General features: G+C 51.7%; 23 protein-coding genes. 9 read left to right on the top strand and 14 right to left on the bottom strand.

Annotation, left to right across the window (positions count from 1 at the left end):
* Genes recG through gmk form a run of 5 tightly spaced genes read right to left on the bottom strand, consistent with a single transcriptional unit; the run spans position 1 to position 5,863 of the window.
* Positions 1-2,082, bottom strand: coding sequence for an ATP-dependent DNA helicase RecG (gene recG / locus HII27_RS08540; RefSeq protein ID WP_185667497.1), 2,082 nt, complete (start codon positions 2,080-2,082; stop codon positions 1-3).
* A 5-nt stretch (positions 2,083-2,087) separates the two neighbouring features.
* Positions 2,088-2,774 carry a tRNA (guanosine(18)-2'-O)-methyltransferase TrmH gene (gene trmH / locus HII27_RS08535; RefSeq protein WP_185667496.1) on the bottom strand — a complete coding sequence of 229 codons (687 nt, stop codon included), beginning with the start codon at positions 2,772-2,774 and terminating at the stop codon, positions 2,088-2,090.
* A 4-nt stretch (positions 2,775-2,778) separates the two neighbouring features.
* Entirely contained in the window at positions 2,779-4,893 is a 2,115-nt protein-coding gene (gene spoT / locus HII27_RS08530) for a bifunctional GTP diphosphokinase/guanosine-3',5'-bis pyrophosphate 3'-pyrophosphohydrolase (protein ID WP_185667495.1), read from the bottom strand.
* An 18-nt stretch (positions 4,894-4,911) separates the two neighbouring features.
* Positions 4,912-5,187: a DNA-directed RNA polymerase subunit omega gene (gene rpoZ, locus HII27_RS08525; protein WP_000135058.1), complete on the bottom strand. Its 276-nt coding sequence runs from the start codon at positions 5,185-5,187 to the stop codon at positions 4,912-4,914.
* 52 nt (positions 5,188-5,239) lie between these two features.
* Complete coding sequence (gene gmk / locus HII27_RS08520) at positions 5,240-5,863, bottom strand: guanylate kinase (RefSeq protein ID WP_035895845.1); 624 nt, start codon at positions 5,861-5,863, stop codon at positions 5,240-5,242.
* A gap of 256 nt (positions 5,864-6,119) precedes the next feature.
* Here gmk and ligB point away from each other — a divergent pair, with 256 nt between their 5' ends.
* Complete coding sequence (ligB, locus tag HII27_RS08515; RefSeq protein WP_396401352.1) at positions 6,120-7,796, top strand: NAD-dependent DNA ligase LigB; 1,677 nt, start codon at positions 6,120-6,122, stop codon at positions 7,794-7,796.
* On the opposite strand, the gene HII27_RS08510 is transcribed toward ligB, so the two are convergent.
* From HII27_RS08510 to HII27_RS08500, 3 genes are all read right to left on the bottom strand, one after another.
* Positions 7,793-8,410 (bottom strand): trimeric intracellular cation channel family protein, encoded by a 618-nt coding sequence (locus HII27_RS08510; protein ID WP_185667494.1) that lies wholly within the window; start codon positions 8,408-8,410, stop codon positions 7,793-7,795. The two genes, ligB and HII27_RS08510, sit on opposite strands and share 4 nt — an antisense overlap.
* Before the next feature lie 246 nt (positions 8,411-8,656).
* Positions 8,657-10,390, bottom strand: a complete 1,734-nt coding sequence (locus tag HII27_RS08505; RefSeq protein WP_185667493.1) for a phosphoethanolamine transferase CptA — start codon at positions 10,388-10,390, stop codon at positions 8,657-8,659.
* Between the two features lie 282 nt (positions 10,391-10,672).
* On the bottom strand, positions 10,673-11,536 hold the full coding sequence (locus HII27_RS08500; RefSeq protein WP_185667492.1) for a YicC/YloC family endoribonuclease: 864 nt from the start codon (positions 11,534-11,536) through the stop codon (positions 10,673-10,675).
* A gap of 214 nt (positions 11,537-11,750) precedes the next feature.
* Here HII27_RS08500 and rph point away from each other — a divergent pair, with 214 nt between their 5' ends.
* Together rph and pyrE are read left to right on the top strand one after the other, a co-directional pair.
* Positions 11,751-12,467, top strand: a complete 717-nt coding sequence (gene rph, locus HII27_RS08495; RefSeq protein WP_123651034.1) for a ribonuclease PH — start codon at positions 11,751-11,753, stop codon at positions 12,465-12,467.
* A gap of 63 nt (positions 12,468-12,530) precedes the next feature.
* Positions 12,531-13,172 carry an orotate phosphoribosyltransferase gene (gene pyrE / locus HII27_RS08490; protein ID WP_185667491.1) on the top strand — a complete coding sequence of 214 codons (642 nt, stop codon included), beginning with the start codon at positions 12,531-12,533 and terminating at the stop codon, positions 13,170-13,172.
* A gap of 37 nt (positions 13,173-13,209) precedes the next feature.
* Here pyrE and slmA read toward each other — a convergent pair whose 3' ends face one another.
* From slmA to coaBC, 3 genes are all read right to left on the bottom strand, one after another.
* Complete coding sequence (slmA, locus tag HII27_RS08485; RefSeq protein ID WP_064540962.1) at positions 13,210-13,806, bottom strand: nucleoid occlusion factor SlmA; 597 nt, start codon at positions 13,804-13,806, stop codon at positions 13,210-13,212.
* 151 nt (positions 13,807-13,957) lie between these two features.
* Positions 13,958-14,416, bottom strand: coding sequence for a dUTP diphosphatase (gene dut, locus HII27_RS08480; RefSeq protein ID WP_185667490.1), 459 nt, complete (start codon positions 14,414-14,416; stop codon positions 13,958-13,960).
* The gene (coaBC, locus tag HII27_RS08475) at positions 14,394-15,614 is read right to left on the bottom strand and encodes a bifunctional phosphopantothenoylcysteine decarboxylase/phosphopantothenate--cysteine ligase CoaBC (RefSeq protein WP_185667538.1); all 1,221 of its coding nucleotides are present in this window, start codon (positions 15,612-15,614) and stop codon (positions 14,394-14,396) included. The genes dut and coaBC overlap by 23 nt, the downstream gene beginning before the upstream one ends.
* Positions 15,615-15,790: 176 nt before the next feature.
* On the opposite strand from coaBC, the gene radC reads away from it, so the two are divergent.
* The 4 genes from radC (at position 15,791) to mutM (ending at position 18,010) form a co-directional block, all read left to right on the top strand.
* Positions 15,791-16,456, top strand: a complete 666-nt coding sequence (gene radC / locus HII27_RS08470) for a RadC family protein (protein ID WP_185667489.1) — start codon at positions 15,791-15,793, stop codon at positions 16,454-16,456.
* A gap of 219 nt (positions 16,457-16,675) precedes the next feature.
* The gene (rpmB, locus tag HII27_RS08465; RefSeq protein WP_002436699.1) at positions 16,676-16,912 is read left to right on the top strand and encodes a 50S ribosomal protein L28; all 237 of its coding nucleotides are present in this window, start codon (positions 16,676-16,678) and stop codon (positions 16,910-16,912) included.
* Between the two features lie 22 nt (positions 16,913-16,934).
* Positions 16,935-17,102 (top strand): 50S ribosomal protein L33, encoded by a 168-nt coding sequence (rpmG, locus tag HII27_RS08460; RefSeq protein WP_003024094.1) that lies wholly within the window; start codon positions 16,935-16,937, stop codon positions 17,100-17,102.
* Between the two features lie 98 nt (positions 17,103-17,200).
* Positions 17,201-18,010: a bifunctional DNA-formamidopyrimidine glycosylase/DNA-(apurinic or apyrimidinic site) lyase gene (gene mutM, locus HII27_RS08455; protein ID WP_185667488.1), complete on the top strand. Its 810-nt coding sequence runs from the start codon at positions 17,201-17,203 to the stop codon at positions 18,008-18,010.
* 56 nt (positions 18,011-18,066) lie between these two features.
* On the opposite strand, the gene coaD is transcribed toward mutM, so the two are convergent.
* From coaD to HII27_RS08440, 3 genes are all read right to left on the bottom strand, one after another.
* Positions 18,067-18,546 carry a pantetheine-phosphate adenylyltransferase gene (gene coaD, locus HII27_RS08450; RefSeq protein WP_185667487.1) on the bottom strand — a complete coding sequence of 160 codons (480 nt, stop codon included), beginning with the start codon at positions 18,544-18,546 and terminating at the stop codon, positions 18,067-18,069.
* 8 nt (positions 18,547-18,554) lie between these two features.
* On the bottom strand, positions 18,555-19,832 hold the full coding sequence (waaA, locus tag HII27_RS08445) for a lipid IV(A) 3-deoxy-D-manno-octulosonic acid transferase (RefSeq protein WP_185667486.1): 1,278 nt from the start codon (positions 19,830-19,832) through the stop codon (positions 18,555-18,557).
* A gap of 243 nt (positions 19,833-20,075) precedes the next feature.
* Positions 20,076-21,065 carry a glycosyltransferase gene (locus HII27_RS08440; RefSeq protein WP_185667485.1) on the bottom strand — a complete coding sequence of 330 codons (990 nt, stop codon included), beginning with the start codon at positions 21,063-21,065 and terminating at the stop codon, positions 20,076-20,078.
* A 306-nt stretch (positions 21,066-21,371) separates the two neighbouring features.
* Here HII27_RS08440 and HII27_RS08435 point away from each other — a divergent pair, with 306 nt between their 5' ends.
* Both HII27_RS08435 and rfaQ read left to right on the top strand, forming a co-directional pair.
* Positions 21,372-22,622, top strand: a complete 1,251-nt coding sequence (locus HII27_RS08435; protein WP_185667484.1) for an O-antigen ligase family protein — start codon at positions 21,372-21,374, stop codon at positions 22,620-22,622.
* Positions 22,623-22,876: 254 nt separating this feature from the next.
* Positions 22,877-23,905, top strand: a complete 1,029-nt coding sequence (gene rfaQ, locus HII27_RS08430; RefSeq protein WP_185667483.1) for a lipopolysaccharide core heptosyltransferase RfaQ — start codon at positions 22,877-22,879, stop codon at positions 23,903-23,905.
* Positions 23,906-23,918 lie beyond the last annotated feature (13 nt).

Raw genomic sequence — 23,918 nt, 5'->3', positions numbered from 1 at the left:
CTACGCGTTGGAATAACGTTCGGTTTCCGGCATCCAGCGTTCAATCAGGGCATTAGCCTGCTGTGGGTAACGGTCGTGAATATGGCGTGCCAGGCGCTGAACTTCGGGGATCATTGCCTGATCGCGCATTAAGTCGGCGACTTTAAATTCGGCGTTGCCGGTCTGGCGGGTACCCAGCAGTTCACCGGGGCCACGGATCTCGAGATCTTTCTGGGCAATCACGAAGCCGTCATTGCTGTCGCGCAGCACCTGCAGGCGCATTTGTGCGGTTTTCGACAGCGGCGATTTGTAGAGCAGCACGCAGTGCGATGCCACCGCGCCACGGCCCACGCGGCCTCTTAGCTGGTGCAGCTGTGCCAGCCCCAGACGCTCCGGGTTTTCAATAATCATCAGGCTGGCGTTTGGAACGTCGACGCCCACTTCAATGACCGTGGTGGCAATCAGCAGATGTAGCTCGCCCTGTTTGAACGCCTGCATAACCGCCTGCTTCTCGGCGGGCTTCATGCGCCCGTGGACGAGGCCGATATTCAGCTCCGGCAGCGCCAGCTTCAGCTCTTCGCAGGTGGCTTCCGCCGCCTGAGCCTCCAGCAGGTCAGACTCTTCAATCAGCGTACAGACCCAATAAGCCTGGCGGCCCTCGGTGGTGCAGGCGTTGCGCACGCGGTCGATAATGTCGTGACGTCGGGTATCAGGTATCGCTACCGTGGTCACCGGGGTGCGGCCCGGCGGCAGTTCGTCAATCACCGAGGTATCCAGATCGGCATAGGCGGTCATCGCCAGGGTGCGCGGAATCGGGGTGGCGGTCATGATCAACTGATGTGGGTGGAAGCCCTGCTGCTGGCCTTTCTCCCACAGCGCCAGGCGTTGATGGACGCCAAAACGGTGCTGTTCGTCGATGATGACCAGCGCCAGCCCGTTAAACTGCACCTGCTCCTGGAAGATGGCGTGGGTGCCGACAATCATCTGCACCTGACCGCTGGCAATAGCCTCCTGCTGCGCCTGACGGGCTTTGCCTTTTTGCTTGCCCGCTAACCAGCCGACTTCAATGCCGAGCGGTTCAAACCAGTTGCGGAAGTTGTTGGCGTGCTGTTCGGCGAGCAGTTCGGTCGGCGCCATCAGCGCCACCTGTTTACCGTGCGCGATAGCGCGTAGTGCCGCTAGCGCGGCAACCAGCGTTTTACCGGAACCAACGTCGCCCTGCACCAGACGCATCATCGGTATATCCAACGCCAGATCATGTTCGATTTCGGCCGTCACCCGCGCCTGTGCGCCGGTAGGCTTAAACGGCAAATTGGCCAGAAACTTATCTTTCAGCTCACGGTTCTCGCTGAGAGGCTGAGCGTGAAAACGCTGCGCGCCCGCACGCAGCGCCAGCATGCTGAGGTTATGCGCCAGCAGCTCTTCGAGAATTAAACGCTGCTGTGCGGGGTGTTTACCGGTTTCTAAATCGGCGAGCTGTAGCGTCGGCGGTGGGCGATGCAGCGTGCGCAGCGCTTCCGGCAGGCTCATCATCCCCTGTGCCAGTTCCGGTGGCAGCAACTCGCTGATGGCGCAGGTATCGAGTAGATCCAGCGCTTGGTCGGTGAGTTTGCGCAGCGTCGCCTGCTTGATGCCTTCGGTAGTGGGATAGACCGGCGTTAAGGTCTCCTGCAAATCCGGCGTACTGAGGTCGCCCTGCACGCGGTATTCCGGGTGGATCATCTCCGCGCCGTACTTGCCGCGCTTTGCTTCACCATAGGCCAACACGCGTCGCCCGGTGGCGAGGCTATTTTTCATCGCCGCGTTGAAGTTGAAAAAGCGCATGGTCAGGATGCCAGTGCCATCGCTAATCTGGCAGGTCATCATCCGGCGGCCGCCGAAGGTGATATTACAGTTCAGAACTTCGCCTTCTACGGTCACGTAGATGCCGGGAAGCAGTTCACCGATAGGATAAAGTTGGGTGCGGTCTTCGTAGCGTAACGGCAGGTGCAGGAGCAAATCCTGCACCGTGTGCAGACCAATTTTCGCCAGCCGATTGCTCTGCGCGGCGCCTACGCCGGTCAATGTGTTGAGCGGAACGGCATCCAGCAGACGGCTTTGCATGGCGGTTACTCCGTAGCCTGCATAGTGGACCACCACGTGGCATCGGCTTCAATTTCGCCCTGCTCATTGACGTGGGGATAAGGAAGGCCTTTGCGTTTGGCGACGTGTGCCAGCACCGGGTAGCCGCCTTCAAACAGCAGACGCTGCTGCTCTTCGACCGGCAGCATGCTGTTTTCGCGTTGGTACATACCGGCGTTTTGACGCTGACGCTGGGCTTCGTAGAGAATCAACGCAGAGGCGACGGAAACGTTGAGCGACTGCACCATGCCGATCATCGGGATGATGATGTCCTGGTCTGCGAGGGCTAACGCTTCCTGGGTGATGCCGGTTTTTTCCTGCCCCATCAGAATACAGGTTGGGCGAGTGTAGTCGATTTCACGGAAATCGACGGATGTGTCTGACAGGTTAGTGGCCAGGATTTGCATGCCCTGGCCCTTTAAATGGCCGACCGCATCGCCAATGGTGGGATGGGTTATTACCTGAACCCAGCTGTTACTGCCCGCCGCGGATGCCATAGGGCGCATTCGGGTGCTGGGCCAGACCGCATGAACTTCGTGTACGCCTACCGCGTCGGCGGTGCGAACGATCGCCGAGACATTATGAGGTTTGTGGACCTCTTCCATGCAGATCGTCAGGTCAGGCTGACGCCTGGCGAGCATCTCACGAATACGCGCATAACGCTGTAAATTCATAAAGCTAGTTTCTGTTACGGGTGACTTTAATGACGTCCGGCATCACGCGGATTTTGCGCATGATATTCGCCAGATGCACGCGGTCACGTGCGGTCAGACGGATAAAGGCGCTGTAAACGCGGCCGTCTTTTTCTTCCGTATTCAGGCTTTGAATATTGGACGCCGCGGTATTGATGGCTGCCGTCAGGTTGGCCAGTGCCCCCTGATGGTTGAACATATCGACCTTAATCTCGGTGATAAATTCCTGCGCCGTCTCTTTGTCCCACTCAACCGCCATGAATTTCTCAGGTTCTTTCTGATAGCCACGAATGTTGCGGCAGGATTCATGGTGAATAACCAGCCCTTTACCCGGGCTGACGTGGGCGATGATCGGGTCGCCAGGGATTGGACGACAGCATTTCGCGAAGGTGATCAGCACGCCGTCGGCGCCTTTAATCGGCAGATGGGTATGCCCGGAGGCACCCGGTGCAGACGGGATAGCTTCACCCTGCTGGAGGTTTTTCGCCACTACCACGCTCATGGCGTTGCCCAGGCCAATTTCGGCCAGCAGGTCGTCAAGGGTGGCAAGACGCATACGGTCAAGTTCGCGCTGAACATGGTCCGCAGGAATTTCCGCAAGTTTGCGGCTGCCGCCCAGCGCGTGGTTCAGCAGACGGCGGCCCAGGCTGACGGAGTCGTCGCGCTTGAGGTTTTTCAGCATCTGACGGATTTTGGCGCGCGCTTTTGAGCTGACGACAAAATTGAGCCATGCGGCGTTCGGGCGTGCGCCCGGCGCGGTGATGATCTCTACCGTCTGACCGCTTGAGAGCGGTTGCGACAGTGGGTAAGGCTGGCGGTCGACGCGCGCGCCCACGCAGGCATGACCGATATCGGTATGCACGGCGTAGGCGAAGTCCACCGGTGTAGCGCCAGCGGGCAGTTCGACAATGCGGCCTTCCGGGGTGAAAACGTAAATCTCATCCGGGAAGAGATCGGATTTAACGCTCTCGATAAATTCAAACGAGCTACCGGCGCTCTGCTGCAGTTCCAGCAGGCTTTGCATCCAGCGCTGGGCGCGGATTTGTGCGGTCGTACTGCTTTCGCCACCGTGCTCTTTGTATGCCCAGTGCGCGGCAACACCCATCTCCGCCATTTGATCCATGTCTTCAGTACGGATCTGGACTTCGACCGGGACACCGTGTGGCCCAATCATTGAGGTGTGCAGGGACTGATATCCGTTGGCCTTTGGAATCGCGATGTAATCTTTTACGCGACCCGGACGCGGTTTGTACAGGCTGTGCATCTGGCCCAGTACGCGGTAGCAGGTATCCAGATCGTGGACGATAACGCGGAAGGCGTAGATGTCCATGATCGAGTGAAAACGCTGCTCTTTCAGCACCATTTTGCAGTAGATAGAGTAAAGATGTTTCTCGCGACCGCTAACGCGACACGGAATTCCCGCTTCCTGCAAACGCCCTTCGATTTCAGAAAGGATCTTCTGAATCATCTCTTTACGGTTACCACGCGCGGCTTTCACCACTTCTTTAATCACGCGATAACGGTTTGGATACAGCGCTTCAAAGCCCAGCTCTTCGAGCTCGGTCTTGATGTGGTGGATACCTAAACGGTGGGCCAGCGGACTGTAGATTTCGAGCGTTTCACGGGCGATGCGGCGACGTTTGTCCGGGCGTAATGAGCCCAGCGTGCGCATGTTGTGGGTGCGGTCGGCAAGCTTGATGAGGATGACGCGGATATCCTGCACCATCGCCATAATCATTTTGCGAAAGTTTTCAGCCTGCGCTTCTTTCTTATCGCGGAACTTGAGCTTATCAAGTTTAGAGACCCCCTCTACCAGTTCAGCAACGCTTTTACCAAAGAGTTGCTCCATGTCCTGGTAGGTGGCAGGGGTATCTTCAATCACGTCATGCAGCAGAGCAGCCATCAGCGTTTCATAGTCGAGTTTCATCTCGGCCAGAATGCAGGCCACCGCTACCGGGTGCGTGATATAGGGTTCACCGCTTGAACGTGTTTGCCCCTCGTGAGCGTCACGTGCAACGAGATAGGCCTGCCGAAGACGCTTAATCTGGTCTTCCGGCAGGTAATTTTGAATCAGCTGATTCAGGCTCTCAAACAGATACAAGGGCGACCCGCTATGTAATTAACGACGACCTTCAGCAATAGCGGTAACAGCTTGTAATTCAGCGGCTTCCTGCTCTTGCTGTTCCTGGCGCTCGCGCACGTCGAGGATCTGGTTGTTGATCAGACCTTCTTCGATTTCGCGCAGTGCGATAACGGTGGTTTTATCGTTTTCTTCTGGAACCAGCGGATCCTTTCCGCCTACCTGCATCTGACGAGCGCGACGCGCGGCGACCAGTACCAGGTCAAAACGGTTACCAATTTTCTCTACAGCGTCCTGAACAGTTACGCGTGCCATACTTTAATGCTCCACAGATAGTGATGGACTGGGCATGATACTGAAAGTGGGTTCAGTCTGCCAATAATTTGCTGATTAAAGCGTCATGTCGCTGCTTTTGGCGGCTCATACGCAGACGTTCTGCCCGGAGGATGGTTTTAAAATCACCCAGCGCGGTATCAAAATCATCATTGACGATAAGGTAATCATATTCCGCGTAATGACTCATTTCTGCAACTGCCTGAGCCATACGTTTTGCGATCACCTCTTCGCTGTCCTGTCCGCGGCCGCGCAGGCGACGATCCAGTTCAATTTTGGATGGCGGCAGAATAAAGATGCTGCGCGCACCCGGCATGCTTTTACGGATTTGCTGAGCGCCCTGCCAGTCGATATCGAGGAAGACATCAACGCCGGTCGCCAGTACCTGCTCAATTGCCTGACGCGAGGTGCCGTAATAGTTGCCAAAGACTTCCGCGTGTTCCAGGAATGCCCCTTCGCCAATCATCGTTCTGAAATCGTCGTGATTCACAAAGAAATAGTGTTCGCCGTGCACTTCACCCGGACGCGGCGCGCGCGTGGTATGTGAAACAGATACCTGGGAGTCGTACAACGGTTGGGTTTTCAACAAAGCCTGAATCAGGCTGGATTTACCCGCGCCGCTAGGGGCGGAAACAATATAGAGCGTGCCTTGAGCCATGAGTGTCTTTTGTATGTGATTATCGAAAGAGAACTTACATACGAGCCTATTATACACGGCGCTGCCACGCGACGTAGCCTTTGTCACACTTTTTGCGCCAGTTTCTTTCATTTTGCGTACCGTTTTCCTGATTTCTCCTTGTGTTGCTGCAACAAACACGTTTTCCCGGAATCCGGCTCGATAAATGCAGAATCCCTTATCGCAGGGTGAAAAGCGCTGCGCTACAAAGGGGCTATTCGTTGGCGAGGGGAAGAACATGAAAGCATGGATGATTGGCGTGGGCTTGCTGTTCACGTTGCAGGTAGAGGCGGCCTGTCCTGCCTGGTCACCCACCAGAGCGGAGCAGGAGATAGCGCAGCTCGAAGCCCAGATTAGTGGGTGGAATAAAGTTTACTGGCAGCAGGGGGAGAGTGAGGTTAGCGACGGCGTATATGACCAACTCTCTGCGCGTCTTACCCAGTGGCAGCGCTGCTTTGGCATGACCACCGTGGAGCAAACCAGCCTGTCGCCGCTCGGTAAGACGGTGAAGCATCCGGTGGCACATACGGGCGTGCGTAAGTTGGCGGATGCCAGGTCGATGGATGAATGGATGAAGGGCCGGGAAGGGATGTGGGTGCAGCCGAAAGTGGATGGCGTTGCGGTTACCCTGGCCTATCAGGATGGACATCTAAAGCAAGCTATCAGCCGGGGGGATGGGCTAAGTGGAGAAGACTGGACGGAAAAAGCCCGGCACATTCCCGCTATCCCACAAAATGTCAGCGGAGCGCTGGCAAACAGCGTTCTGCAAGGCGAGATATTTTTACGTGCGGAAGGACATGTACAGAAAAAAATGGGGGGAATGAACGCGCGCTCAAAGGTGGCGGGAATGCTGATGCGTCAGAGTAATAGCCAGTCGCTTTCCGCGCTGTCGTTGTTTATCTGGGCATGGCCCGATGGCCCGGCCTCAATGCGTGAGCGGCTGAACCTTCTTGCCGCGTCCGGATTCGAACTCGCCGCGCGCTATAGCCATTCAGTAACGAGTGCCCGGGAGGTAGCAGAATGGCGCTCGCGATGGTTTAACGCGCCGCTACCCTTTGCAACGGATGGTGTGGTGGTTCGAATGGGAAAAGAACCTGAAGGAAGCCGATGGTTGCCAACGCAGGGAGATTGGGTTGTCGCCTGGAAGTATCAGCCGGTGTCGCAGGTGGCAGAGGTCAGCGGTATTCACTTTGCGATAGGCCGTACCGGAAAGATTGCAGTGGTGGCCGAATTGCAGCCCATCATGCTCAACGATAAGCGGGTACAGCGGGTCAATATAGGTTCGGTGGCGCGCTGGCAGAGCCTGGATATTACCGCAGGCGATCAGCTGCTGATTAGTCTTGCCGGGCAAGGCATTCCGCGACTGGAAAGCGTGGTCTGGCGTGCTCTCGAACGAACAAAACCCGAGCCACCTGCGGCTGACTTTAACTCACTCACCTGTTTTTATCGTACGGTTGCGTGCCGGGAGCAGTTCTTAGCGCGCCTTGCCTGGCTCGGATCGCCCGCGGTGCTCGATATTGAAGGCGTTGGAGAGGTTGGGTGGCAGCGGCTTGCGACGGCGCATTCGTTTGAGCACATCTTCTCCTGGCTTGGGCTCACGCTAACTCAGCTTCAGTCCACACCTGGCATGACGGCAGAGCGAGCGCAGCAGGTATGGCACCGTTTTGATATGACGCGTCGGCAGCCCTTTCGCCGCTGGATTAAAGCAATAGGTGTGCCGCTGTCGAACGCGGCCTTAAAGGCGCTTGACGATAGTACCTGGCGACAGCTACTTGCTCGCAATGAGCAACGCTGGCAAACGTTGCCGGGCATCGGCCCGGAGAAAGCGCGTAGCCTGGTAACGTTTCTTCATGACCCCGTGGTGAGCTCGCTTGTCGAAAAGCTGAGAAAGCTTGGGGTTGCGGGGTTTAACTAGTGCGTTTCGTGCCGGTAGTGGAATACCGGAAGGCCAAGCTTGAGCCTGAGCGCCAGCATCCTTGCGGTAAAGCCGAAGAGCAGCGTGGAGATCACCACCACGTCATGATTGCTGACGTACTGTGAAAGCGCCACGTACAGCACGGCGGCCGCAAACGAGATACCGGCATAAAGCTCTTTCTGGAAGACGAGCGGAATGCGCTTACAGAACATATCGCGCAGTACCCCGCCAAATACGCCGGTGATGACGGCGGCGATGACGGCGATAATGGGTCCTTCCCCCATATCCAGCGCGATTTGCGCGCCAATGATTGAGAAGACAATCAGGCCCACGGCATCGAGAACCAAAAACAGGCGGCGCAAATGCGGCATGACCGGAGCCACAATGGTGGTCAGTACTGCGGCAATGGCGACGGTGATGATGTATTCAGGGTGTTGCACCCAGCCTAAGGGATAGTGGCCAAGCAGCATGTCACGGACGGAACCCCCGCCCAGTGCGGTGGCGGTGGCAATGATGATGACCCCAAAGGTATCCATGCGGCGGCGCCCGGCGGCCAGGGCTCCGGTCATCGCCTCTGCGGTGATGCCGATAAGGTAAAGGATGTGCAGTAACATGTTCGCTCCCAACAAGAATGACAGGAGGGTAGCGATTTGTGCGCCATGTCACGATTGAGTTTTTCTAAGGTGAGCTCATTTGAATAAGAAAAACTAATTCATAAATTACGTATGAATGCTGTAGTGGTGAGTTTTATAGAATTTGTTAATGGATTTTATGATTAGAAAATGTAAGTCATTGCGTGAAAAAATGATGCGCGGGGTAAAGCGTAAAAAGCCGCTCCATACGGAGCGGCTTACGGAGCGTTACTGATTACCTTTCTGCTCGCCGTACGGCAGTTTGTCGTAATCGGTCAACGACTTCTTATCGTATGGGTTGCCAATCCAGCGTGTGGTTTCAACAAACTGCGGGCTGGTTAACGCGCGGGTTGGCTCGAAACCGTCATAGCTTAATCCTGCCAGATCGGACCAGGTATGGATAAGCTCGGAGCTGCTGTATTTACGGTTAACATCCTGAGAGAAATCTCGAGGGTGTTCCTGATGCCATTTTTCTGACGTCCACAGCAGGAATGGAATGGTGTACATATGACGCGTTGGCGCAAGCTCATTGCGGCCCTGCGTTTGGTGCGGCGGCGTGTCATAAACCTCTTCCCCGTGGTCAGAGAAGTACAGCAGGAAGCCATTCGGATCTGTTGCTTTGTAGTCCTTAATCAGGGTGGAAACGACGTAGTCGTTGTAAAGGTTGGCATTATCGTAGCTGTTGTACGTGCTTTGCTCATCCTTACTTAACCCAGCTGGCATCGTGTCGGTTTTGCCCGAGAATTTATTCCAGTTTTCCGGGTAACGGTAATCGTAGTTAATATGCGTACCCAACAGGTGCACGATAATAAACTTCTTCGGTGCCGGGTCTGACAGAACCTGTTTAAACGGTGCCAGAACGTTAGAATCGTATTCACGGGCGCTCTGAGTGCGCTGCTGGTTCATATAGAACTGCTGGTCGGTCTGTTTTGAGAACACGGTCAGCATGGTGTTACGTGAGGTCATCGTCTGCTGGTTGGTGATCCAGAAGGTTTTATAGCCGGCCTGTTTCATCAGGTTCATCAGCGATGGTTTAGTCAGATACAGGTCTGGGTTCTGCTCGTTGGCAAAGGTTAGCGCCTGCTGCAGGATCTCAATGGTGTAAGGGCGCGAGGTCACTACATCATTGAAAACGGTGAAGTTAGAATCTGACTTGTGCAGTGCATCCAGCTCAGGCGTGGTTTCGCGCGGGTAGCCATAAAGGCTCATGCGCCCACGCTGTGTGGATTCACCAATGACCAGCACCAGCGTACGAGGAGCATTCCCTGAACTGTCTTTCAGGTTGGCTAGCGGCGGCAGCGCGTGGTTATCATTGAGCAGTCTGGTCAGGCTGTCTAACTGATGGTGATACTGGTAGTAGCCAGTAATAAACTGCCAGGGAGCCGCAGGGGCAAGGCGGGTCGATATGCCATCCAGCACGTCCGCAACGGGCTTGCCTTTCATCAACACGCCGGTCACCAGCGGGTTCAGAATCAGCCCATAGAGCAGGGCAAAGGAGACGAGCCAGCGCCAGGGATTTGGGATATATACTGGACGCAGGCGCGTCCAGAGCAGCACGGCAACAATGGAGTAGACCACCGCAATCAGGACAATCTTAAGGCTAAAATACTGGCTTAAGAACTCACCTGCTTCGTTGGTGTTGGTCTCAAACATCACAAATAAAACGCTTTGCGAAAACTCCTGACCATAAATCACGTAATAGCTAATAGCAGCTAGCGACGCCGCCCAGAGCACAACGCCAATAATGGCGCCAATGATGCGAGTCTTCTTCGGGAACAGGAATACCGGCACCAGCCATAATAAGCTAAAGAGGATGGAATCCCTTAAACCGGTAGAGCCACTGTAGCCTGTGGCGTAGATTACAAGCTGTAATGCCGTTGAAAAGAAACAAAAATACAATACGGCCCAGCCAAGGGCTTTCCAGCTAAAGGCTGGTGTACTCTGAGTAGTCGTGAATTGCATAGGTTTAACTTTATTTGTGATGGAGGCGGCCAGTCTAGCCACCAATGCTTAAGATATAATTAGTTCGATATCTGAACGCATAAGCAGATAGCCCTGGCATCTGAAAGGATATAGATGAAGGTGGAAAATATCTGGTTAAAAACGTCCTGTGTATCGACTCATTCCATAATCACCCTTTATATAAGGGTGAGTAATGATGCAATTTACTTAGGAAAAAAGAAACTACCTGAATTAAAAATGCCCGCACAATGGCGGGCATCAATTTAAAGTCACTGATTCTAATTATTCGATGTTTTGAATCTGCTCGCGCATTTGTTCGATCAGTACTTTCAATTCGATAGCAGAATTGGTCACGTCCGCATTGATCGACTTTGACGCCAGGGTGTTCGACTCTCGGTTGAACTCTTGCATCATGAAGTCCAGACGGCGGCCAACCGCCTCTTTTTTCTTCAGGATGTTATAGGTCTCTTTCACGTGCGCTTCGAGGCGATCCAGCTCTTCGGCAACGTCGATACGCTGGGCCATCAGCACCAGTTCCTGCTCCAGGCGGTTATTTTCAAGCTGAACTTCCGCGTCTTCCAGTTTGGCAACCAGACGGTCGCGCTGCCACTGCAGGATTTCCGGCATATGGGCGCGGACTTTGGTCACTTCGCCGCTGACGCCTTCCAGACGCTGCTCAATCAGGGCTTTCAGCGCCTGACCTTCGGTTTCACGAGCAACGATGAAGTCGTCCAGCGTACCGTCCAGCGCATTGAGGATCTCGGCGGCAATAGCGTCCAGATCCTGCTCCTGTGCGGCCATTACGCCAGGCCAGCGCAGAATGTCGACAGGGTTAACTTCCCCTTCATCGCTCTGCATTTTTACCCAGTTTGCGGCGCTAACCAGTTGTTTTGCCAGTTTTTCATTGAGGATTAGTTCGCCTTGCGCGCTGGCATCTGGCTCAAAACGCAGGGTGCACTCAACTTTACCTCGCGTTAAGCGGGTACGCAGACGTTCACGGACAACGGGTTCAAGACTGCGGAACTGCTCTGGCAGACGGAAATAGGTTTCGAGATAACGCTGGTTAACAGAGCGCAGTTCCCAAGCGGCGCTGCCCCAACTGCCCTTGATTTCACGGCGGGCATAGGCGGTCATGCTGCGGATCATAGACGTTCCTGTTTTTAAAGGAGAGATGGGGGGATTATAGCCTCCGGGGGCTTATGAGGATAGGAATAAGCGCCGTTAATCCGTATACGCTTCGTCCTTCAGGCAGTCTCTGTTTAGTACGCTCCTGAGGTGAGCGCCCTTGCCGCCTTGATACAGCTTGAATGATTTTGTGTATAATGCGCGCCACATTCGTTTCAAGCCGGAGATATCTATCATGCGTCCAGCAGGCCGTAGTGCTAACCAGGTGCGTCCCGTCACCCTGACCCGTAATTATACAAAACACGCTGAAGGCTCCGTGCTGGTCGAATTTGGTGATACCAAAGTGCTGTGTACTGCTTCTATCGATGAAGGCGTACCACGTTTCCTGAAAGGTCAGGGCCAGGGTTGGATCACCGCCGAGTACGGCATGCTGCCACGTGCGACCCACACGCGTAATGCGCGTGAAGCGGCTAAGGGCAAGCAGGGCGGTCGTACCATGGAAATTCAGCGTCTGATTGCTCGTGCGCTGCGCGCGGCGGTAGATCTGAAGGCGCTGGGTGAATTCACCATCACGCTGGACTGCGACGTTATCCAGGCCGATGGCGGCACGCGTACGGCCTCCATTACCGGTGCCTGCGTGGCGCTGGCCGATGCGCTGGGCAAACTGGTTGCCGCGGGTAAGCTGAAAACCAACCCAATGAAAGGGATGGTAGCGGCGGTTTCCGTAGGTATCGTGAATGGTGAAGCACTGTGCGACCTGGAATACGTTGAAGATTCAGCGGCAGAAACCGATATGAACGTGGTGATGACCGAAGATGGACGCATCATTGAAGTTCAGGGGACCGCCGAGGGCGAGCCGTTCAGCCACGAAGAGTTACTCACCCTGCTGGCGTTAGCCCGAGGGGGAATCGAATCTATTATCACGACGCAGAAAGCGGCGTTAGAAAATTGATGTTAAGGGCGACGTGGTCGCCCTTTTTTTTGTCCGTAATAAAGTGAGATGAGGAGCGAATCCATGAAACCGTATCAGCGCCAGTTTATTGAGTTTGCGCTTAACAAGCAGGTACTTAAGTTTGGCGAATTTACGCTGAAATCCGGGCGCAAGAGCCCCTATTTCTTCAACGCCGGGCTGTTTAATACCGGGCGCGATCTGGCACTGTTAGGCCGTTTTTATGCCGAAGCGCTGGTGGATTCCGGTATTGAGTTCGATCTGTTGTTTGGCCCTGCCTACAAAGGTATCCCGATTGCCACAACTACGGCAGTTGCGCTGGCGGAGCATCACGACCGTGATTATCCGTACTGCTTTAACCGCAAAGAAGCGAAAGACCACGGAGAAGGCGGCAATCTGGTGGGGAGCGCGCTGACCGGACGCGTGATGCTGGTAGACGATGTGATCACTGCGGGTACCGCGATCCGTGAATCGATGGAGATTATCCAGGCCAACGGTGCGAAGCTTGCCGGCGTGCTAATCTCTTTAGATCGTCAGGAGCGTGGACGCGGTGAAATTTCCGCGATCCAGGAAGTTGAACGTGACTATGGCTGTGAGGTTATCTCGATCATCACGCTGAAAGACTTGATTGCTTATCTGGAAGAAAAACCAGAGATGGCTGAACATCTGGCGTCGGTACGCGCTTATCGCGAGGCGTACGGCGTATAAAAAAATAGCCCGGCGGATGCCGGGTTATTTGAACGTGTTACTGCAGTTGCGCAACGATCAGCGGCCAACGGGCATCAAAATCGTCCGTTGGTCGGTATTTGAATTCGCTGCGTACAAAGCGCGACAGCATGCCCTCACAGAAGGCGAGCAGTTGACTTGCCAGCAGCGTTTCATCCGTTTCGTAGCCTTCACCTTCCCGCATTTTCCGCTCGCGCAGCACCTGGCGCAACTGAGCTTCAATACGTTCAAACAGCTGGTTGATACGTCCCTGTAGGCGATCTTGCTCAAACATGAGCGCATGGCCGGTCAGGATACGGGTCAGCCCTGGATTGCGTTCGCCAAAACCAAGAATAAGCAGCACAATCAGGCGTAAACGCGCGGTGGTGTCCTTCTCGTCTTTGAGGATCAGGTTGATACGGGTAATCAGGCTATCTTCGATAAACTCGATGAGGCTATCGAACATGCGGGTCTTGCTAGGAAAATGCCGGTACAGCGCTGCTTCGGAAACACCAACGGAGGCGGCCAGTTTGGCCGTGGTGATACGCTGGCTACCGTCGCTGGATTCAAGCATCAACGCCAGGGATTGAAGTATTTCCTCGCGACGATTCCTTTTCGCAGTTTGCTTTTCTGCCATGTTCTAAAATACCCCTGAAAATAAAACAATTGTCAGGCGAGCATCCACACGGCGACCGCAATCATAATTTGCAGTGATGTATTCGCATTATGACACCGTGAGATACGTAAAAACGGGCGCACCGCGCTGGGCGGGTGCGCCTTAGGGCGCGCTATTTACGCCCGGAGTGGCCAAAACCACCTTCGCCACGATCGGTGGCTTCAAACGATTCGACCAGATTAAACTCGGCCTGTACGACAGGAACAAACACCATTTGCGCAACGCGTTCGCCAGGCTCAATGGTGAAGGTCGTTTGCCCACGGTTCCAGATGGAAACCATCAGCTGACCCTGATAGTCGGAGTCAATCAGCCCGACCAGGTTGCCCAGCACGATACCGTGCTTGTGACCCAGGCCAGAACGCGGCAGCATCACAGCGGCCAGGGAAGGGTCGGCAATGTGAATCGCCAGACCGGTTGGCAGTAAAGTGGTCTCGCCCGGCGCCAGCTCTACGGCGTCATCAAGACAGGCGCGCAGGTCAAGGCCTGCTGAGCCAGCAGTGGCATAGGTCGGCAGCGGGAACTGCTGACCAATACGCGAGTCCAGAATCTTAACGTCGATTTTTTTCATCATAACGGGTAACGATCTCGTCCAATAATAGTTGGCCCAGGAGTGACTTACTGGCGAGTGGTAAGCGCTTCTCGCCGTCCTGCCAGAAAAGATGTAATGCATTGTTGTCGCTATTAAAGCCTTGATTTGATTGAGAAACGTCGTTGGCACAAATCAGATCAAGGTTCTTGCGGCTACGCTTTTGCCGCGCATATTCTTCCACATTATTCGTTTCGGCGGCAAATCCTACGACGTAAGGTCGCTCGGTTTTTCGTGCTGCAACGCCGGCAACGATGTCAGGGTTTTTCACCATTTTTATTGTGAATTCATCACCCTGAGTATCCTGCTTCTTAATTTTTTCGTCGGCAATCACGGCAGCGCGATAGTCCGCGACGGCGGCACAACCGATGAAAATATGCTGCCCGGCAACGCCAGCTTGAACGGCCGCATTCATCTCCTCAGCGGTCGTCACATCAACGCGCTGCACGAAGGCTGGCGTTGGCAGCGATACCGGGCCGCTAACCAGCGTAACGTTGGCGCCGCGCTGTGCGGCCGCTTCGGCAATCGCAAAGCCCATTTTCCCGGAGCTATGGTTGGTGATGTAGCGTACGGGATCCAGCGGCTCACGAGTGGGGCCAGCGGTAATCATGATGTTCAGATGTTGCAAATCTTTGACGGGCGAAAAGTGCGCAGCCGCCATATCAACGATGGTCAGCGGGTCGAGCATGCGCCCCGGGCCGACATCACCGCAGGCCTGACTGCCGCTGTCAGGGCCCCAGATGAGCATATTCCGCGAGGCTAATACCTCAAGATTGTGCTGAGTGGCGGCAGCGCGGTACATCTGCTGATTCATGGCTGGCACTACGGCAACGGGAGACGGCGTGGCGAGACAGATAGTCGAGACCAGGTCGTTTGCCATCCCCGCGGTCACGCGGGCAATCAGGTCTGCCGTCGCGGGTGCCAGAATAACGAGGTCAGCCCATTTCCCCAGCTCGATGTGCCCCATTGCGGCTTCAGCGGCGGTATCAAGCAGACTATCAGAGACCGGATAGCCGGAAACGGCTTGCAGACTCAGCGGGGTGATAAAAGCTTTTGCAGCTTCCGTCATGGCAACGCGTACGTCTGCGCCGCGGTCGCGCAGGCGACGTACGAGTTCCGGCGTTTTGTAGGCAGCAATGCCGCCGCTGACGCCAAGAACAATTTTTTTACCGGCCAGGCTCATCATGATTCTTTCCTGTTAGGGGGACACCAGAATCCGCGTATTTTATCACAATCCTTTCGGGGTCGTGCGCTTGTGACATCGACACTTTGCGAGGCGCTACGCAAGCGCAAGATCTCAGTCGTGCGGCGCGATACGCGTTGTGACAGCATGGCGGCAGCTATCGGAAGGAGGCCGTTATGGAGAGTGCAGAAGCGATGATGCCGCGGGAAAAGATGCAGCGGTATGGCATTGAGACGCTGTCAGATACCGAATTGCTGGCGCTGTTTTTACGCACGGGGACGCGTGAAAAAAGCGTGATGCGCTATTCTCACGACCTGCTTCGGCATTTTGGGTCGCTCTACCGGCTACTCTCTGCTAGCGAGGAGGAGATGACTCAGATTGATGGGATGGGGATTGCCAAATATGCTCAGCTCAAAGGTATTGCTGAACTGGCGCGTCGCTACTTCAGCGTGCGGGTGCTGGAAGAAGATTCCCTGTTGAGTCCGGAGCTGGCGCGAGAATTTTTACAAAGCCAGTTGGCCGATGAAGAAAGAGAAATCTTTGTGGTCATCTTTCTCGATAACCGGCACAAGGTCCTGAAACATAGTCGACTTTTTTCCGGAACGTTGAATCATGTGGAGGTTCACCCGCGTGAAATTGTACGAGAAGCCATCAAAGTGAATGCCGCGGCGGTGATCCTCGCGCATAATCATCCATCAGGAAATGCCGAACCGAGTAAATCAGACAGACTTATCACCGAAAGAGTGGTAAAGTGTTGCCAATTCATGGATGTACGTGTACTAGACCATTTGGTTATTGGCCGCGGTGAGTATGTTTCTTTTGCCGAACGAGGCTGGATTTAGCGGATAATTACGCGATCCACCGGGATCTTTGTCTGTTCGGGACTTGAGCATATCCTCGTGTCAGCGTATACTACGCCACCTTTGAGAATCTCGGGTTTGGCATTTGGGCCTGGCAATCGAGAGTTCACTTAGAACTACGCGATGACCGGGCTGTAAAGCCTGACGAGGCGCCGATACCCCATACGAAGCTCGAGCTAATTTGATTTTTGGAGAATAGACATGTCCCGAGTCTGCCAAGTTACTGGCAAGCGTCCGGTGACCGGTAACAACCGTTCCCACGCACTGAACGCGACTAAACGCCGTTTCCTGCCGAACCTGCACTCTCACCGTTTCTGGGTTGAGAGCGAGAAGCGTTTTGTCACCCTGCGTGTATCTGCTAAAGGTATGCGTGTTATTGATAAGAAAGGCATCGATACAGTTCTGTCCGAACTGCGTGCCCGTGGCGAAAAGTACTAAGTACTTAAAGAGGAAATAAATCATGGCTAAAGGTATTCGCGAGAAAATCAAGCTGGTTTCTTCTGCTGGTACTGGTCACTTCTATACCACCACGAAGAACAAACGTACTAAACCGGAAAAACTGGAACTGAAAAAGTTCGATCCAGTTGTCCGTCAGCACGTTCTGTACAAAGAAGCTAAAATCAAATAATTTTAGTTTTGATGTCACGAAAAACCTCGCCTCGGCGGGGTTTTTTGTTTTCTGCGCGTCCCCATAATAGAGAGATCTGTATTTGAGTCGGAGACGCTATGCCTGAATTACCTGAAGTTGAAACCAGCCGCCGGGGTATTGAACCACACCTGGTCGGTGCCACCATCCAGTACGCTGTGATTCGCAACGGTCGCCTGCGCTGGCCTGTCTCTGATGAAATCTACCGCTTGAGCGATAAGCCCGTCCTGAGCGTTCAGAGGCGTGCAAAGTACCTTCTGCTTGAACTGCCCGATGGTTGGATAATCATTCATTTGGGGATGTCTGGCAGCCTGCGTATCCTGTCTGAAGAACTCCCCGCAGAAAAACATGACCACGTCGACCTGGTGATGAGTAACGGCAAAGTGCTGCGCTATACCGACCCACGTCGCTTTGGTGCCTGGCTATGGACCACGGAGCTGGAAGGGCACAGCGTGCTCGCGCATCTTGGCCCAGAGCCGCTCAGCGCGGAATTTAACGCCGATTATCTGTTGGTGAAGTGTGCGAAGAAGAAAACGGCGATCAAACCCTGGCTGATGGATAACAAGCTGGTCGTGGGTGTGGGGAATATCTACGCCAGCGAATCACTATTCGCCGCGCGGATCCACCCGGATCGGCTGGCGTCCTCGCTCTCAAGAGAAGAGGGTGAACGGCTGGTTGACGCGATCAAAGCGGTGCTGGCACGATCGATTGAGCAAGGCGGGACGACGCTAAAAGACTTCCTGCAAAGCGACGGTAAGCCGGGCTATTTTGCTCAGGAATTGCAGGTATATGGACGTAAAGGGGAAGCGTGTCGGATATGTGGGGCGCCGATTGTGGCGAGCAAGCATGCGCAGCGGGCGACGTTTTACTGCAAACAGTGCCAGAAATAACACCTACACGTACGTAGCCCGGCCAAGCGAAGCGCCGCCGGGAACGACACCAAAGCCTACTTCAGCTTCTCCATCAACGCCTGATGCACGTTCACCGGCAGGAAGTGGGTCACATCACCATGATGACGTGCCACCTCTTTCACCAGCGAAGATGAGATAAACGACCACTCTTTGGAGGGCATCAGGAAGACGCTTTCCAGCTCCGGCATCAGGTGGCGATTCATATGCGCCAGCTGCATTTCATACTCGAAGTCAGCCACGGCGCGCAGGCCGCGAATCAGAATATTGGCCTGCTGCGTCCGCGCAAAGTTAGCCATCAGGTCGCTAAAACCCATTACCTCAACGTTATCAAGGTGCGCCGTTGCCTGCTGGGCCAACGCCACGCGCTCGCTCAGATCGAACAACGGTTTTTTACTGGGACTGGCTGCAATAGCGAGGATAACATGGTCAAACATGCAGGCTGCACGGGTCACGATATCAAGGTGACCGTTGGTAATAGGATCGAAGGTGCCTGGATAAATCGCCCGTTTTTGCATAGCCATCCTCAATGCGTTTTCGGTGGTAGGTAAGGCTCCAGAAGTTGTAGCAGACGCTGCAGTGCGCCCTGATTCTGGTAAAGAACCTCAACGGCATGACGGCCATAGAAACTACGGTAGTCTTCATCGGCTAACAGCGAAGCCACTTCTTTCTCAAGGCTGGCGGCATCGGTGACCGTGATAAGGCCGCTGGCCTGCTCCAGACGAGCACAGATATCTTTGAAGTTGAAAGTATGCGGCCCCATCAGCACCGGAATGGCGTGGGCAGCAGCTTCCAGCGGGTTGTGCCCGCCACGTTCAACCAGTGAACCGCCGACAAACGCCAGGTCGGCAATGCCGTAGAGCAGCATCAGTTCACCCATCGTGTCACCAATCACTACCTGGGTGGTGGCAGAAGGGACTTCACCGGAAGAGCGAGTAGTATAGCTCAGGCCTGCCTGACGAGTGAGGTTGATGGCATCCGGGAAACGCTCAGGATGGCGGGGCACCAGAATTAACAGAAGATCGGGATAGTGCTGCAGCAGCGCTTTATGCGCGGCAATGATGATGCTCTCTTCGCCATCATGAGTGCTGGTGGCAATCCATACCGGACGATGCGGGGCCCATTGGCGGCGCAGCGTGATGGCTCTGGCCGCCAGTTGAGGCGTAACCGAGATATCAAACTTCAGGCTGCCAGTGATAGTCACCTGACTATTTTTGGCACCGAGCGCGACAAAGCGCTTACCGTCTTCTTCATTCTGCGCCGCAATTAGCGTAATACGTTGCAGCAGCGTGCGCACGAACGACCCAAGCTTAGCGTAACCAGCAGCAGAACGCTCGGAAAGGCGGGCATTGGCGATAACCAGCGGAATATGACGGCGATGCAGTGCGGCAATCAGGTTCGGCCACAGTTCGGTTTCCATGATAAGCACCAGCTTAGGGTCAATCTTATCGAGGAAGCGGTTCAGAGCATCCGGTAAATCATAAGGTAGATAGACATGCTGAACGTCTTTGCCAAAGGCCGACTGAACGCGTTCAGACCCGGTTGGGGTCATGGTGGTCACCGTAATCGGCAAATCAGGATAACGATGACGCAGCGCGCGAACCAGTGGGATGGCTGCCAGCGTTTCACCAACGGAAACGGAGTGCAGCATAATGCCACCGGGTTTAAGCGGCTGGCGATAGAAACCATAACGTTCACCCCAGCGTTTGCGATAGGCTGGAGCCTTACGTCCGCGCACCCAAAGCCGTACCCAGATGAGAGGCTGGATAAGGTAGAGGAGGGCGGTGTAAAGCAATTCGAGCATATATGGTAGCTGGCTTATGGATGTGCTGGGGATTCTATGTATTTAACTATGGCTTTACCATCATTTTTGCTGATTTTTTGAGGAAACTGTACGGATCATGAGAAGGGGGCCGGAGTCGTGTTGCCCCACTTTGTCATCTCAGCAGCAAAAGGCTAGAAAAGGAATGGTTATGGGCTTAAAAACCGATCGCCTTATCAAATATGACGGAAATATCACCATTTACGCAAGCAGAGCATCGGCTTATTAGCGACTTTTCTTCGCTTGGTACTTTCTCACTAAATATTTTATATAGAAAATAAAGGCACTGAGCACGTGACCATTGTGCTTTAAATGCGTACTTTTTCTCGATAGCTGTTTATATGTAGTGGGGGCTAACAATGGAATATCTTTCCACGGTGAGTTTTCTCTGGCGACGTTGAAGTATTCTACTTCAGCATAAAATTGTGCCCAGTCATGCCAGGGTTTAGTGACGCCAACATAGTGTATGAATACTGTTTGTGGTGTGATTTTAAAGGCATCACCACCTTTTTTTGCTAACGTGTCGATGTTAAAGAATGAATTGAACTTATGATCCAAAATTTTTACGCGATCGTTGAAGAGGACATTCAGTGCATCCTGATCGGGGTGTGAAAAACGATTTTCATTGACCTTTGTAATGACCTGTAAAGTCAAATTAATATCTTTTAATGCTGGAAGGTTAAAGTACATGAATCCTGAGTTGAAATATAGACCCGGATTAATACCGGCAACAGCCGAGGTATCGACAAACCTGTCATGAACAGCCATTAATACATTGTCATTGAATTCTTCTTTGAGTAAGGGAGCAAGACTCTCTTTACATATGATATCAGAATCAAGGTATATAATATTGGTTAATTTATCTGCAAAGTAATCAATCGCAATAAGTCTAAAATAGATTGAATAATTCCATGCTTTAGATGCAGTAGGTAGATTTTTTAGTTCATTGTCATCTAATACATAAAATGTGATGCGGGTATTATATTGTTTTGTCAGGGTAGAAAAAAGATGAAGTTGATGTTCATCAAGGTAATTAGTAAAAATATGAAAGTGAAAATTAATATCGCGGTTATTTAAAAGGACAGATGTAATCGAAACACCGGTTCCATAGAGAAAAGGTCTATCAGCACCATAGGTAATGTTGACACATGGATTTGTTGTATCATCATTTTCAATATGTGCATTCTTAATATATTTTATTATATTTTCTTTCACATTTATTCCTTTTATTTTTCAGAGCGCACTGATGTTTATCTGAGATAAAGTCGCTCTTCTGTTGGCATAGGATAGAACAATCTGCAAAGGAAGGAAAGAGGTAGATGCATGATAAATTTTATATATTAATCATTGTGTTATGTTGGTTTTTCTTGCAAGGAAAGCGAAGGTGCGCGGTGAGAGGAAGAGACAAAATTAATAGGGGATTTTTACGTTTTTTTATAATAAAATATGTCTTATAAATCGTATGTTTGAGCGCTTGTTATTGATTAGCAAGGAAATTTTGATGGGTGAGATTCCAATTTTATGAATCAAGTAAGATATGGTAAAAATGATAACGTCTTGATTTTAAGCAAAATAGTTTTGTTGCTAATGATCTTTGGGTTATTTACAATTGATAATCAAGGGGTGCTCAATATAACCTCTGTCATCGCTGTGCTTTTATCTTTTTATTATATAAAAGTCAGCGGTGTTGAAATTAAAGATAATATTTTAGATCTCATACAGAAGAGAAAAACATTGCTTCTCTTCACGTTATGGTGTGTTTTTTGTATTGCATTTTTCACTTATGAAAATAAATTCCTCCACGCCTATAGCATATTGATAAAAGACTGGCGTTACCCGTTGGTGATGATGTTGTTCTTTGGTGCATTCAGCAAACACAAGGCCTCGCTGAGACAGGTTTTTGTGATTGGGGCGATGCTAACGCTTTCCTATATTGTCTTAGTGGTACCAATTTTAAGAATTATAAAAAATAACCAGCAGGAATTGTATCTACAGCTTCGCTATGGTTTCGCATTCTATGTCGTCATGCTATTTCCTTTTGTATTGACCGGGGCTGTTTTATTAAAGAATACTTTTCTTAAAGTAGCCTTGTATATCATTTCCGCGCTTGCATTTGTCTTTTTGTTATATACCGGGAGTCGGGGTGGAATCTTAGCGATTGTTGTAGAGATTTTCATGATCTCATTCCTTGTGAGTAAAACGCTTAAGAGATTTATGGTAGCTACCTGCAGTCTGCTGATTATAATGTCTGCTTTACTGGTCGGTACCTACAATACAGTGGATCAGGTAAAGCGGAAAGTTGATCAAACGCTACAGATGAAAAACGTTACTTCCAGTCGCGATGAACTCATCACTGACCGTTTTCCTCTGGTAATGAAGAATATCAATAATGTCGTCTTTGGTATTGGGTATGGCAATGCTACATATAACCAATATTTAGAGGACCACAATGCGCCGAAAAATCCAGGCGTATATTCTGAGCGAAACAAAGGCTATAATATAGACGAGCCATTCTTTATAATAGTTCTTTATAATTTAGGGGTGATTGGGCTGCTTTTATTTGTGTCGGCCTTTTACATTACATTTAAAGATATATATGGCCGTGCTAGAACCCAAAAAGACATTTTCAGTATTTCATTACTTTGCTCTCTGGTTGGTTACATTTTGGTGTATTGCTTATTTGAGCAAATGTTCATAAACGTATTCTTTTTATATAGTATAGCTATTGTGATGCTGTATGAGAAAAATGAACCAGTCAGAGTGACGAATTAATATCAAATGAGCCTATGTGATATATTTAAGAATATAGGCTCAATATTCATCATGTAATCTATGGCTTTATATATTGAAGCCATTTATTTGTTCTCTATTTCGCATAGAACTTTTCATAGATATCGAATTGTCAAGTGAATAGTGGTATAATATAACCGATAAAATGCGATGGTGTGATCTGCAGTACACAGGTAGCTGTTGAGCCTGGGGCGGTAGCGTGATTTAAAATTAACAATAACCTGAAAGGGTATAGTGTGAAAAAGATCCTGGTAATAAAAATGCGCTTTCACGGTGATATGTTACTAACCACACCGGTCATCAGTACGCTTAAAAAAAATTATCCTGATGCAGATATTGATGTTCTGCTCTACGAAGATACTATTCCAATTTTATCTGAAAACCCTGACATTCATGCATTGTATGGGATAAAAAATAAGAAGAGTTCTGCTTTTGAGAAAGCAAAAAACTTCTTAATGCTGATCAGAGTATTGCGCGGCAATCATTATGATTTAGTGGTTAACCTTACCGATCAGTGGATAGTCGCTTTACTGTGTCGCTTCCTGGATTGCCCAATAAAATTAACTCATGATTTTTCTCATAGAAATAAGAAATTCTGGCGTGATAGCTTTACCCATCACGTTCCGCTAAGTGGCGAACATTGGGTTGAACGTAATTTGTCTGTTCTGATGCCATTAAACCTAAAGGAATCAGTCCCGGTACTGAAAATGGTTTATGGGGAGTCAGTATGGCAATCCGTTCGGAAAAAACTCCCTCAGGTTGATACCAGAAAGTATGTTGTTATACAGCCAACGGCGAGACAAGAATTCAAATCGTGGGAGAATGAGAGATTCTCCCAGGTGATCGATGCGATACATCGTTTGGGGTATCTGGTCGTACTGACTTCTGGACCAGGTGCAAGCGATCTTGCCTGTGTCGATGAGATTGCCAGGGGATGTGAAACTAAGCCCTTAACGGAAATCGCCGGTAAAACAACATTCCCTGAGCTTGCTGCATTAATTAATCATGCTGTACTTTTCATTGGCGTAGACTCTGCCCCGATGCATATCTCTGCAGCGGTTAAAACCCCCATCATTTGTCTATTCGGCGCGACCGATCATATCGCCTGGCGGCCATGGTCTGATGATGTGACGCAATTTTGGGCTGGTGATTACCAACCCATGCCTGCGCGTGAAAACCTTGATCGAAGTAAGAAATATTTATCTGCTATACCTGCGGAAGACGTGATTGAAGCGATACAGTCACGGTTACCTAAAATCGATTAATAAAGCATCCGGA

It is taken from the genome of Kluyvera sichuanensis (assembly GCF_014218705.1).
GTDB classification, from domain to species: Bacteria; Pseudomonadota; Gammaproteobacteria; order Enterobacterales; family Enterobacteriaceae; genus Kluyvera; species Kluyvera sichuanensis.
The sequence above is the reverse complement of the archived record's forward strand: the minus strand, read 5'-3'. Positions and strand labels throughout refer to the sequence as shown.